Genomic DNA, 12,524 nt, shown 5'->3' on the forward strand with positions numbered 1-12,524 from the left:
ATCTTGGTTATCTCGTCTTCGTCGATTTTTTGCGTTTTTGCGTTTTCGAGCACTCGCCAGATCTCGTCCTCTACGGCCTCTGCCTTGACGCCTGGATTACAAACGGCTAGCACTATTAGCAGGCTCTCGTCAATGTTGCTCATATTATAGACGTCCACGCTGTTTACGAGGCACTTTTCGTCTATCAAAACGCGTTGTAAAACCGAGCTTTGCCCGCTGCCTAGATACTCCGCTAGCGCGCCTAACGCAGGCTGATCCTCGTGATTAAACGGCGGGATTTTAAAGGCAAGCGCTAGCATCTCTACCTCACTATCCTTGTAAATTTCAGCCCTTTTCGCGCCGTTTTGCTCGGGCTCGATGCAGTGCAATTTAGGTAGCGGTTTTTTGTTTTTTATATTTTCAAAGTGCTTTTTACCTAGCTCAAACGCGCTTTTTTTATCGATGTCGCCGCTGATTAGCAGGATCGCGTTTTGCGGCTGATAGTATGTCTCGTGAAATTCTTTTATATCCTCTATGCTCCAGTTTCTGATATCGCCGATAAAGCCGATCGGAGTCCAGTGGTACGGGTGATAACTAAAAGCGACGTTAAAGAGCGTAAAGTACAAAAAGCCGATCGGGGAGTTGTCCGTGCGCCATCTGCGCTCCTCGGTCACGACGTCGCGCTCGGGCTGAAATTCTTTATCTTTTAGGCTCAAATTTTCCATTATATCGGCGTAAAGCCTAAGGGCTTCGTCTAGGTTGCCTTTTGAGCATTTGACGAAATAATGCGTATAATCAAAGCCTGTGCTAGCGTTATTTACGCCGCCAAAACCCTTTACGATCTCGTCAAATTCGCCCGCTTTCATATTTTTCGTAGATTTAAAATTTAGATGTTCTAGCATGTGCGCGATGCCGCTTTTGCCCATGGTTTCGTTTCGCGAGCCTACGCGGTAAAACACGTCCACGCTAATTACGCTAGATCCCTTGCTAGCGGGGATGTGATAGATCTCAAAGCCGTTTTTGAGCTTTGTTTTGGAGTATTTTATAAGCATAAATTTCCTTAAATTTTGTTTTTTATATCGCAGCCCACCGCTTCGCTAATCGATGTGAAATTATCCTCTTTTATTAGCTTTATAATACCTTCGTTTTTCTGTTTTGAGATGTTTGGGCCTTTAAATATAAAGGAAGTGTAAATTTGAACCAAATTTGCGCCAGATTTTATGCGAGTGTATGCCTCCTCGGCGCTGTCTATGCCGCCGCTTGCGATCAAAACCGTTTTTCCGTAAAGCTCGCTAGCCACCGCGCTAAAAAGCTCGCGCGAGCGTTTGGCTATAACCTTACCGCTTAGTCCGCCGAAATTTTGCAAATTCGCAGATTTTGATAGCGAATAATCCACGCTCGTATTATTTATGATTACGCCTTTCGCGCCGCTTTCTACGGCCGTTTTGCAGATCTGTACGGCCTTGTCGTCGTCCATATCGGGTGCGATTTTAAAGATTATCGGCTTTTTTGCGATCGGCGATAGGCGCGCAAATAGATCTTTTATAAAACTTTCTTCTTGTAGTTCGCGTAAATTCGGAGTATTTGGCGATGAGACGTTGATGACGAAGCAGTCGCAAATTTCGTTAAATTTATCGACTAAAATTTCATAGTCTTTTATCGCTTCTTCATTTGGAGTGATTTTGTTTTTACCGATGTTGGCAAAAAGCGGTATCGCAAACGGATATAGCTTGCTAACGCGCGCGCTAATGGCGTCTGCGCCCTCGTTGTTAAAGCCCATCGCGTTTTGGATGCTTTCTTCTTCGATTAGGCGAAAAAGGCGCGGTTTTGCGTTGCCCTCTTGCGCCTTTGGCGTCACGGTGCCAAACTCCGCGTGCCCAAATCCGAGCGCTGCTAGCGGGCGTAGCATGGTGGCGTTTTTATCAAAGCCGCCGGCGATTCCTACTGGGTTTAAAAAGCTAGTTCCTAGCAAATTTTGCGAAAGAGCCGCGTCCGTGACGACGCAGTTTTTGGCGACGATGCTATAAAGCCCCGGAAATACGCAGTCTGAGATACTTAGCGTTTTTTCGACGATTTTATGAGCGGTTTCGGGGTCAAATTTAAAAAATATGGATTTTAGTGTTTCGTAATTCAAATTTTATCCTTAAATTTTGAGCGATTTTATCGAATTTAGGCTTAAACAAGGGCTTCGCCTTTTAGTTTCGCGTAAATTTCGCAGCTCTTGCTAAGCGCCTCGTCGGTATCAAAACCGACCACTTTTCCGCCGCTGATAACGGCGATCTTATCGGCATTTTGCACCGTGCTTAGGCGGTGCGCGATGATAAATATTATCTTTTCTTTTTGTAAATTCGCGATGGCTTTGGTTATCTGCTGTTCGCTTTCGTTATCTAGGGCGCTCGTGGCCTCATCAAATATCAAAATCTGCGGGTCGTCGTAGAGAGCGCGGGCGATGGCGATACGCTGACGCTGGCCGCCCGAGAGATTGGTGCCAAATTCATTTAGCACCGTCTGCGCGCCCTGGGGTAAATTTGCTACGAAATCATACGCGTTTGCCGTTTTTAGCGCGAGCTCGACCTTAGCTTCGTCGTATTCGCGGCCGTAGGCGACGTTGTTTGCGACCGTGTCGTTAAAGATATAGACGCGCTGGGTCACGAGGCCGATATTTTGTCTAAGCGAACCGAGGTCAAAATTTTTGATATTTTCGCCGTTTATCTCGATCGCTCCGCCGTTTGCGTCGTAAAATCTCATCAGTAAATTTACGATCGAGCTTTTTCCGCCGCCGCTATTGCCCACGAGCGCGACGGTTTGGGACTTGCTCGCGCTTAGATTTATGCCTTTTAGCACCTCTTTATCGTCGTAGTTTAGCCTGACGTCTTTAAAATTTATCAAATTTATTTCAGCCGGCACGGGCTTGTCGCCACTTAAAATTTGAGGCTCTTTATCAAGCAGCTCAAAGGTTCGCTCGGCCGCAACCACGGCGTCTTGCATCTTGTTATAAAGGCCAGAAATGCGTTTAATAGGCGTATAAAGCATAAAAAGCGCGGTTAGAAACGAAAAGAAGCTACCCATCGTCAAATTTCCGTCTATGACCTCTTTGCCGCCGATGATGACGACCGCCGCGACGCCGACGGAGCCGAAAATTTCCATCATCGGGCTTACCATCTCGTTTACTTTTACGCTTTTTAAATTTAGCTTGAAAAATTTAGCGTTTTCGTCGGTAAATTTAGCGTGCTCAAACTCCTGGGCGTTATTTGCTTTGATGATCTCGATATTGGTAAAAATTTCGCTTAGCTTTGAGCTGATGTCGGAGGTTTTTTCCTGCGAGGCGCGGGAGATTTTTTTCATCTTTTTTGCGAGCTTTGAGAGCGGATAGACGGCTGCTGGCATGATAACTAGCGCAAAAAACGCGAGCTGCAAGCTCTGATAAAGCACGACGCAAAGTAACCCGACGATCGTGATAGCCTCGCGGATTAGCTCTGGGATCATGGAGCTAACGATGCTTCTGATGCGGTCTATGTCGTTGATATTTCGGCTTATTAGCTCGCCCGTGCGGTAGTCGTTAAAAAACTTCATATCCAAATTTAGCAGGTTTTTTAGCAGCTTCTCACGAAATCTCCTCACGATATCCTGCCCGATATACGCCGTAAAATACGCCTGTAAAAACGTCCCGAGCCCCTTTAAAACGTAAATCGCGATGATAGCGTAAGGCAAAAGATAAAGCAGGTCTTTGTTTTTTTCGATAAAAATTTTATTTAGCACGGGCTCGATCACCCACGCCGACGCCGCAGTGCCGCCGCTAGCCATCAGCATGCCGGCGATGGCGATGATAAAATACGAAATATAATCCCTAAAGTAGGGCGCAAACCGCCGCAAAACCTCTTTTAGGCTCATCTGCTTCATATCTTTTCCCACATGCAACCGTTTGGCGTATCCATGAGGCTGATGCCGTTTGCGGCTAGCATATCGCGGATTTTATCCGATAGCTCGTAGTTTTTGGCTTTTTTAGCTTCATTTCTTTGATTTATCAGATCCTCGATGTAGGCTCGCTTCTCGTCGCTCACGTCAAACTGAAAATACTCAAACACGTCTACTTGCAAGATACCTAGCACGCGCGCTATCAGCTCTAAATTTGCCGCGATTTCGCCTTTTTTGGCTTTGTCTTTAGGGTTTGCGTCTAGCTCGTCGTTTGCGCTGCGGACGAACTCGTCTACGCTAGCAAGCGCCTTTGAGGTGTTTAGATCGTCCCCCATTGCGGACATAAACTCGCTCTTAAATTTCTCGTTCGCGCTCAAATTTGCCGCGGCGCCAAGAACTCGTTTTTTTAGACGGTAAATTTTATCTAGGCGCTTTTTTGCCGCATTTAGATCATCTTCGCTAAAGTTGAAATTCGCTCTATAGTGGCTAGAGATCAGGTAAAATCTCACCGCCTCGCCCAAATTTCGCTCTAGCGCGTCCTTAACGAAAAAGCTATTTCCCAGGCTCTTGCTCATTTTTTCGTTGTTTACTTGGATAAAGCCGTTGTGTAGCCAGTATTTAGCCAGGCTCTTGCGCTCGGCGCAGCGGCACTGCGCGGCCTCGTTTTCGTGATGAGGAAAGAGCAGATCAAGCCCGCCCGCATGGATATCTATCTCAAATTTTTCGCCGCTGCTTAGGTGCTTTTTTATCATCGCGACGCACTCGGTGTGCCAGCCTGGACGCCCCCTGCCAAACGGACTTTCGTACCATTTCTCGTCAAATTTCCATAGCACGAAGTCTTTTTCGTCCTTCTTTTCGTCGCTACTAGCCACGCGAGCGACGTTTGCTTCGGTGTCAAATTTACCGCTAAGGCTCAGATACTGCGCGTCTTTTGCGGTGTCAAAATATATGCCGTCGCCTTTTATCTCGTAAGCAAAGCCGTTTTTTAGCAAAATTTCGATGTACTCTATCATCTCTTTTAGCGTCTGCGTCGCTTTTGGCTTTACATCCGGCTCTAGTACGTTAAGCGCGCTCATATCGCGCTCGTAGCTTGCGATGTATCTATCCGTGATCGCTTCTAGACTCTCGCCGCTCTCGCTCATTTTTTTTAAAATTTTATCGTCGATGTCGGTGTAGTTTCGCACGAATTTGACCTTGTAGCCACGCTCGCTTAACGTGCGCCTAAGCAGATCAAAGCTAATCGCGCTTTTAGCGTGTCCTAAATGCGCATCGTCATAAACCGTCGGCCCGCAGACGTAAATGCGTACAAAGTCGCTTTTCACGGGCTCGAATTCTACTTTTTTTCTCTTTACGCTATCAAAAATTTGCATCTAAAAATTTCCTTAAAAATATCAAAATCACCGCCTCTAAAGCCAAAACCGCGCTTAAAAGCGTTAGTTTTTTAGGCTCGATTATAGCTAAAAATTTACTTATCCCAAAAAATTTGACGTTTAAAGCTAGCGTCAAAAACCCGCCCAGCGAGCTAGCTAGAGCCAGCCCGAACGCGCCATAAATTTGCATCAAGGCTACTGCCAAAACTAGGTTAAAAACGAGCGTGATAACGGCGATTTTGGAGGCTAGCTTTTGCTGTAAATGCGCATAAAGCCAAAGCGAAAAAAGCTTAGCAAGCCCAAAGGGCAAAAGTCCGATCATATAGGCGGCCAAAACGCTTGCGGTCGCCGCCGTATCGGCCTGTGTGAAGCTTCCGCGCTCAAAAAGCAGCTTGATGATGGGCTGGGCTAAAACAATGCCGCCGATGGCCGCCGCAAAGAGCAAAAAATATAAAATTTCAAAGCTCTTTCGCATCCATTTTAGAGCTTCGGCTTCGTTACCGGCCTTGATCTGGCGCGTGATTTTGGGAAAAAGCGCGGTTGAGAGCGCGATCGCAAATATCGCTAAAGGCAGCTGAAAAATGCGGTTAGCGTAGAAAAGATAGCTGATCGATCCCGCCGCCAAAAACGAAGCTAGCCACGTATCCATAAACGAGCTTAGCTGCATCGCGGAGGATCCGACTAGACCGTGAAAAAAGTTGCTAAAAAAACCCTTCGTATCGGCTCTTTTGCCGCGAGCAAATTTAACTAAGCCGCCAAAAAATAGCTTTGAGATGCCGTTAAATTTAAGCGCGATAAGGTGCGCGATGAGCTGCAAAACGCCGCCTACTACGACGCCGAAACTCAGATAATAAGCTACGATTTTAGGCTCCTGTCCGCGAGCTAAAACTAAAGAGCCGATCATGGCTAAATTTAGCAAAGCGGTCGAAAATGCCGTCGTCGCAAAGTGCCCGCGATACTGCAAAAGCGAGGCTAAAAAAGTAACGGCAAAGATGAGCGCTAGGTAGTAGAAGTTGATTTTTACGAGCGGGACGGCTTCGTTTATGTCGCCGGGCGCTAGGCCCGTGGCGATAACGGAGGTAAAAAACGGAGCGAATAAATTTACCAAAAGCGTGAGAATGCCGATAAAGGCTAGAAATCTAAGAAAAATCTCGGCGCTAAAGAGCGATTTTTTATTTGATTTAGTAAAATTTGGCAAAAAAGCGTTGGCAAAGGCCCCCTCGCCAAAGATACGGCGCAATAAATTGGGTATCTTAAACGCGATAAAAAATATATCGCTATAAATGCCCGCGCCCAAAGTAGAAGCCGTGAGCAAGTCGCGCACGAGCCCTAAAACTCGCGAAACCATGATGCCGATGCTGTTTGAAAAAAAGCCCTTGATAAACACGAAAATCCTAGTAAATTTTTAGCGCAATGATAGGCAAATTTAGTTTTAAAAGACGTAAAATCAAGAGTTTTTAATGAAATTTTAGAGATAATCGACCGAAAATCAAAAAATTGCGAGAGTATCACGTGCCAGAAAACCAAAACGCGCAAACGTACCTTGAAGACATCGAGATAGAAACGCCAAGCCCGTACGGCGAGGTGCTAAATCTAGTTAGAAAGTACGGAGTGGATAATAAATTTATAGATTTTGAAATTTTAGACTTTAAAACCGAGTGCAAAATAGTCGGAGAAAAATCGCCAAGAATGCTAGCCCAAAGCAAGCTGGGCGTCTTTGACGACGATAAATTTTACGTAGAAAAGGTAGAGAGCCTAAAGCAAATTTATAGAGTCAAATTTTACGACCTTAGACGCGCTAAGCCCATCGTGCTGCCTAGCATAGCTATAAACGCCAATAAAAATTTAACCAAAATCCTAGCTACCGTTTCGCGCGGAGGAGACGCCGTTTATTTCGAGGAACTGGGCAAAAAGATGGTTGATTTCATCTATAAAAAAATGATAAAAGTAGGCATCCTAATCGGTATCAGAGATAAAACGATGCATGAGGAGATAGCCAAAATTACATCTGCGCTAAGAGTGAAGGAATATCTGGACAAAGACTACGTTTTTACGGTGACGCAGGGCGTAGAGGCTAAACCCTCGGTGGATGACGATTTGATATTTTATTATAAAAGCAAGATAAAAAACGCGGACGAAAACGGCAAAATCGATCACGCAAACAGAGGCTATCTGCTAGGAGCGATAGAAAACGAGCTGATAATAGAATATATAAAAGCCAAAGACGGTTCTAGCGGCCGCGACGTGCGCGGAAACCTCCTAGCTATCCAAAAAGCCAAAACGACGATAACTAAAATGCCGCAAATCACCGAAAACATCTATTGCGCCGATGATGAGACGTGTATAAGATATTTTTGTAAAAAGGCTGGCTACGTTTACGAAAAAAACGGAGTCTTTGATATCAAAGACGAGCTAGACGTAAATGAAATTTCTTTTAAAACCACCGGTTCTGTAGATGCGGGGCTAGATACCAGCGTCACGCTAAACGTAAAAGAGCGAGATATAAACAAAGACGCCATAGGCACGGGTATGACCGTCGAGGCCAATGAAGTAAATATCGAAGGCAACGTCGCAGCAAACGCCGTCGTAAAGGCAAATAAAGTATCTATAGGCGGACAAACCCACGCAAAATCTCTAATCGAAGCTAAAGAAGCAAAAATAGCCGTGCATATCGGTAGCTTTGAGGGGGACAGCGTCGACATAGACCGTTTAGAAGGCGGTAGGGTAAAAGCTAAAATCGCTCGCATAAAGTCGGTTCTAGGCGGAGAGATAATCGCAGAAAGCGTAATCATCGACACTCTAGCGTCAAATGCAAAAATAATCGTAGCAGATAGCGTGGAGATAAAAAGGCTAAAAGGCGTAAATAATAAAATTTTAGTAGATTTTAGCATGGTAAAAAACTCGGGCGAAAAGATAAACGAAGCTACAGCAAAGATAAAAATCATAAGAGAGCAAATCGCTAAAATGCCGCGAATCCTAGAGTCTAAAAGATGCGTCATAGAGGAAAATAAAGGCCCTATAAACGTCATCAAAGCTAAGATCGAAGAGCTAAAAAACTCAAGCATTACGCCGCCGGCCACTTTTATAAAGAAGCTAAAAGAGTACCAGCAGCTAGTGCACGAGTATAACGCGCTTTTAAAGGATTTTAAAGAAAAAAAAGATATGATAGCCGAGCTAAAAGAGGAGATAGTGGGAATACAAGAGGGGATTTTTAACTCCAAAGTGATAAATCACGATAAGTGGCGCGAATTTAACGAGGTTAAATTTAGGCTCGTAGATCCGGCTCGCGATATAACCTATAACACCAGAGAAAACGAGATCGCTCGCGTGCTAAAGATCGTAAAGGTTCAGACCGAGGAGGGCGATATAGACTACGTTATCAAGAAAAATAACAACCTAAGAAAGGTCTAAATTTGACTTTTTCTTTAAAATTTAAGAGTAAATTTTTTGAGTGCGCGCAAGAGGGCGAAGCGCTAAAGATAAACCTAAAAAACGACTGGAACTACAAGCTACCCGCTAAAATTTGGAGGGCTACGCAAAATCTACTTAGCTCGAATAAATTTAGCAAAATCGTCTTAAATTTTAAAGACGTAAAAGAGTTTGACTACGCTGCGGCTCTATTTTTAAAAAATACATTACAAAATGCTCGTAAAAGCTATGAGCTTATAAATTTAACCCCGCACGCGCAAAAGATTTTTGATTCGATAAATAGCGAAGTAAATCCCAAAATAAAACAGATCATAAACTCCAAACCGCGCGGAAATCCGCTCTCGCAAATCGGCAAAAATTTGACCGCGTTTTTTGCAGGATTTTGCGCATTTTTAAATTTTACGGGCGAGTTTTTGGTTAAATTTAGCAAGATATTCATGTTAAAAAATATCCGCGTGAAGGAAATTTTGGCTTATTTTGAGGATGCGGGGATAAAGTCTGTTTTTATCGTGTGCCTCACCTCTTTTCTTATCGGTATCGTGCTAGCCTATCAGGGTTCAAGCCTGCTTGCGAGTTTTGGCGCTACGATAATAATCGTCGAGATGATGGGGCTTTTGACCCTGCGCGAGATAGCTCCTCTCATCGCCGCTATCATCGTGGCGGGGCGCCTGGCGTCTAGCTTTACCGCGCAAATCGGCGTTATGAAAATCACCGAAGAGATCGACGCGATGAAAACGATGGGATTTGATCCGTTTAAATTTCTAGTTTTGCCTCGTGTGATAGCACTTATCGTCGCTATGCCGCTTATCGTATTTTTAGCCGACGTATCGGGGATACTAGGCGAGATGGTCGTGATGGAAAACTACCTAAATATAAGCTTTGATAGCTATCTAGCGAGGTTTGGCCAAGAGGTAGAGATCAAGCATCTTTACGTAGGACTTTTTAAGGCTCCGTTTTTTGGCGCCGTGATCGCGTTTATCGGCTGCATGAGAGGCTTTCAGATCGGCGGAAACACCCAAAGCGTGGGTACATATACGACCGTGAGCGTGGTAAACGCGATATTTGGCGTGATCATGGTGGACGCGCTGTTTTCGATTATTTTCACGCAGCTAGGTATATAAATGATAATAAAAGCGACTAATCTAACGACGAAATTCGGCGACCGAGTGATCCACGACGGGCTAAATTTCCACGTAAACGAGGCTGAAATTTACGGTCTACTGGGCGGTAGCGGCACGGGCAAATCGACGCTGATGAAAACTATGATATATCTAAAAAAGCCAAGCGCGGGCAAGATCGAGATGCTAGGGCGCGATCTGTGGTCGTTAGACGAAGCGGCCAGGCAGGAGATGAAGCTTGCTTGTAGCGTGATGTTTCAGTTCGGCGCGCTTTATACATCGATGAACGTGCTGGAAAACATCTATATCCTGCTAAAAGAGTATAGCTGGATGAGCGAGCGCTCGATGCGCGAGATAGCGATGTTTTGGCTGCAAAAAGTGGGCCTTAGCGAAAACGTCGCTTTGCAGTACCCAAGCGAGCTAAGCGGCGGTATGAAAAAGCGCGTGGCGATGGCTAGGGCTCTAGTGCTAAGTCCTAAAATTCTGTTTTTGGACGAGCCAAACTCAGGCCTTGACCCAAGTAGCGCGCGGGCATTTGACGAGCTGGTGGTGGAGCTGCGAGATACGCTTGGCGTCACGGTAGTGATGGTGACGCACGATATAGACAGTATTTGCACGATTTTAGATAGGTTTTTGATACTTCAGGATAAAAAGATAGCCTTTGAAGGGACGTTTGAGCAGCTGATGCAAATGCCCGAAAATCCGCTCGAAGAGCTTTTAAAAACAAGGAAAAACGGTGGGAAATAAAATAAATTATACTTTGATAGGCCTCTTTTTCGTACTCGTAGTGAGCGCGCTAGGTATCGCGGCGTGGTGGCTAGGCGGATACGGGAAAAAGGCCGATGATTACAGGTCGTATTTCATCAAAACCACAAGCCTTCCAAGCGGCATAAAAAGGGACTCCACGGTCAAATTTATCGGCGTAGACGCGGGCAGCGTCAAGGATATCCGCTTTGCCGACGAAAAAGAAGCCCTCATCGAGCTTGAGCTCTCCGTGAGAAAAGACCTGCCTATCAAAAAAGACAGTACCGCTTCTGCCCAGATACAAGGAATAACCGGCATCGGCTACCTAAATATCTCTAGAGGAAGCGCAAACAGCCCGCTTTTTAGCAAAAACGAAAAGGCCTACATCGGGCTTGTGGCCGGTTTTTTCGACAAAATCGGCGATAGAGCCGAGTATCTAACAAAAAATTTAGAGTCTACCTTTAAAAATATCAATAAATTTTTAAGCGACGAAAACGCGGCTAAATTTTCGTCTATCCTGGTTTCGGTTGATGAAGCCGCGAAAAAGATAAACGCCGGAAATCTCGATATAAACGCGACTATCGCAAACGCAAACGAGGTTTTGGCAAATGCAAATTTGACGCTAAACGAGCTAAAAAAAGCGCTAAAAAACGCCTCGGGCACGCTTGAGTTCGTAAATTCGTTTACGACCAAGGCCACAGACGCCGCGCAGGCGCTAAAAAATCTACAAACCGCGATAGCAGAAAAAATAAAAAGCGGCGAATACGACGTAAAGGGCGCGCTAAATACGATTGGCGACGAGACGGAGAGGACGCTGCTTAGTTTTCAAAAGTTGATTTCCGATTTTAGAAATACCCTTTTTAGACTCGAGGACGACCCGTACGAGTTTTTCTTTAAAGACACGCAGAAAAAGGACGAAAAATGAAAATTTTAAGCACGGTTTTAGCTCTGGCGGCGCTGTTTTTTAGCGGTTGTAGCGTTTTGGCAAAGCCTGCGCCCAGGACGAATTATTTTATGCTAGGCGGCGCGGAGGATAAATTTAAAGAGTGCGAAAATAGGCCCGAAAAAACGGTTTTCATCGAAGAAGTACGGGTTTTTGGCGCGTATGAGAGCCGAGAAGTTTTAAAGATAGACACAAACGGCGAGATCCGTCCGCTAAAAAATATCAAATTTTTAGCGCTCCCAAGCGAGATGGCGAGGCGAAATTTGATCATAGCCGCAAGCAATCAGTGCGCGTTTAAGCCCTCTTTTAAAAACGCGGACGTAAGCGTAAAGTCAAATTTACTCACCCTTCAAATCAAAGATCAAAAAGCGCAAATTTCGATGTTATTTAGCTTTTTTAAAGACGGCAAGGAGCTAAAAAGCGTCGTGCTAAGCTCGCAAAAAGACGCAGGCGCGGACGAGGGCGAAATCGCGATGAAGGCGCTAAACGCCGCCTTTAGCGAGGTTACGGATAAATTTTTGCAAGAATTAATCAAATTTTAGAGATAATCGCAAATTTTAAAGGAAAACGATGATAAAAGCGATCGAGGGCGTCATAACAAAAAAAGAGCCCGCAAATCTCGTCCTAAAGACTGCCGGCGGCGTGAGCTACGGCGTAGCGATCTCGCTTTTTTGCTCGGCAAAGCTCGAGCGAGGCCAGAGCGTGGAGCTAAACATCACGCAGATCATCCGCGAGGATGCGGACTTGCTTTACGGTTTTTTAGATAGTAACGAACAAAAGATGTTTGAGACGCTGATAAAACTAAACGGTATCGGCGCGGCGACTGCGATGGCGGTGTGCTCGAGCCTAAATCCGAACGCATTTTTAAACGCGGTTAAAAGCGGAGACGCTGCGGCGCTGCAAACTGTGCCAGGCATCGGCGCAAAGACGGCTAGACGCATCATCGCCGAGCTTAGCGACGCAAAGATGACGATGGATGAAAATTTGCCTAGCTATCAGCACGAAGCGATCTTAGCTCTGGAGAGC

The 12,524-nt window shown here is 45.3% G+C and carries 11 protein-coding genes; 6 read left to right on the forward strand and 5 right to left on the reverse strand.

Going from position 1 to position 12,524, the window contains the following annotated elements:
• The 5 genes from RYL88_RS07730 to murJ all read right to left on the reverse strand — a co-directional run.
• Positions 1-1,031: pitrilysin family protein (locus tag RYL88_RS07730; RefSeq protein ID WP_314990332.1), on the reverse strand; the 1,031-nt coding region annotated here is incomplete at its 3' end.
• An 8-nt stretch (positions 1,032-1,039) separates the two neighbouring features.
• A complete protein-coding gene (locus tag RYL88_RS07735; protein WP_314990334.1) occupies positions 1,040-2,113 on the reverse strand; it encodes a quinone-dependent dihydroorotate dehydrogenase in 1,074 nt (357 codons plus the stop codon).
• 41 nt (positions 2,114-2,154) lie between these two features.
• Positions 2,155-3,879: an ABC transporter ATP-binding protein gene (locus RYL88_RS07740; protein WP_314990353.1), complete on the reverse strand. Its 1,725-nt coding sequence runs from the start codon at positions 3,877-3,879 to the stop codon at positions 2,155-2,157.
• Positions 3,876-5,264 carry a cysteine--tRNA ligase gene (gene cysS, locus RYL88_RS07745; protein WP_314990336.1) on the reverse strand — a complete coding sequence of 463 codons (1,389 nt, stop codon included), beginning with the start codon at positions 5,262-5,264 and terminating at the stop codon, positions 3,876-3,878. The genes RYL88_RS07740 and cysS overlap by 4 nt, the downstream gene beginning before the upstream one ends.
• Positions 5,251-6,651 (reverse strand): murein biosynthesis integral membrane protein MurJ, encoded by a 1,401-nt coding sequence (gene murJ, locus RYL88_RS07750; protein WP_314990338.1) that lies wholly within the window; start codon positions 6,649-6,651, stop codon positions 5,251-5,253. The genes cysS and murJ overlap by 14 nt, the downstream gene beginning before the upstream one ends.
• A gap of 110 nt (positions 6,652-6,761) precedes the next feature.
• Here murJ and RYL88_RS07755 point away from each other — a divergent pair, with 110 nt between their 5' ends.
• From RYL88_RS07755 to ruvA, 6 genes are all read left to right on the forward strand, one after another.
• The gene (locus tag RYL88_RS07755) at positions 6,762-8,675 is read left to right on the forward strand and encodes a flagellar assembly protein A (RefSeq protein ID WP_314990340.1); all 1,914 of its coding nucleotides are present in this window, start codon (positions 6,762-6,764) and stop codon (positions 8,673-8,675) included.
• Between the two features lie 2 nt (positions 8,676-8,677).
• Positions 8,678-9,814 carry an ABC transporter permease gene (locus tag RYL88_RS07760; RefSeq protein WP_314990341.1) on the forward strand — a complete coding sequence of 379 codons (1,137 nt, stop codon included), beginning with the start codon at positions 8,678-8,680 and terminating at the stop codon, positions 9,812-9,814.
• Positions 9,815-10,558: an ATP-binding cassette domain-containing protein gene (locus RYL88_RS07765; protein WP_314990343.1), complete on the forward strand. Its 744-nt coding sequence runs from the start codon at positions 9,815-9,817 to the stop codon at positions 10,556-10,558. It begins immediately after the preceding gene.
• Positions 10,548-11,480 carry an MlaD family protein gene (locus tag RYL88_RS07770; RefSeq protein WP_314990346.1) on the forward strand — a complete coding sequence of 311 codons (933 nt, stop codon included), beginning with the start codon at positions 10,548-10,550 and terminating at the stop codon, positions 11,478-11,480. Before RYL88_RS07765 ends, RYL88_RS07770 begins: the two co-directional genes overlap by 11 nt.
• Positions 11,477-12,040: a hypothetical protein gene (locus RYL88_RS07775; RefSeq protein ID WP_314990348.1), complete on the forward strand. Its 564-nt coding sequence runs from the start codon at positions 11,477-11,479 to the stop codon at positions 12,038-12,040. Before RYL88_RS07770 ends, RYL88_RS07775 begins: the two co-directional genes overlap by 4 nt.
• Positions 12,041-12,068: 28 nt before the next feature.
• Positions 12,069-12,524: Holliday junction branch migration protein RuvA (gene ruvA / locus RYL88_RS07780; RefSeq protein ID WP_314990351.1), on the forward strand; the 456-nt coding region annotated here is incomplete at its 3' end.

Source organism: uncultured Campylobacter sp., from assembly GCF_963517995.1.
In the GTDB taxonomy this organism is placed as follows: Bacteria; Campylobacterota; Campylobacteria; order Campylobacterales; family Campylobacteraceae; genus Campylobacter_A.

Coding starts and splice junctions, on each gene's coding strand:
- RYL88_RS07740 (WP_314990353.1), bottom strand. CDS start 3,879: ATGAAGCAGATGAGCCTAAAAGAGGTTTTGCGGCGGTTTGCGCCCTAC.
- cysS (WP_314990336.1), bottom strand. CDS start 5,264: ATGCAAATTTTTGATAGCGTAAAGAGAAAAAAAGTAGAATTCGAGCCC.
- RYL88_RS07765 (WP_314990343.1), top strand. CDS start 9,815: ATGATAATAAAAGCGACTAATCTAACGACGAAATTCGGCGACCGAGTG.
- RYL88_RS07775 (WP_314990348.1), top strand. CDS start 11,477: ATGAAAATTTTAAGCACGGTTTTAGCTCTGGCGGCGCTGTTTTTTAGC.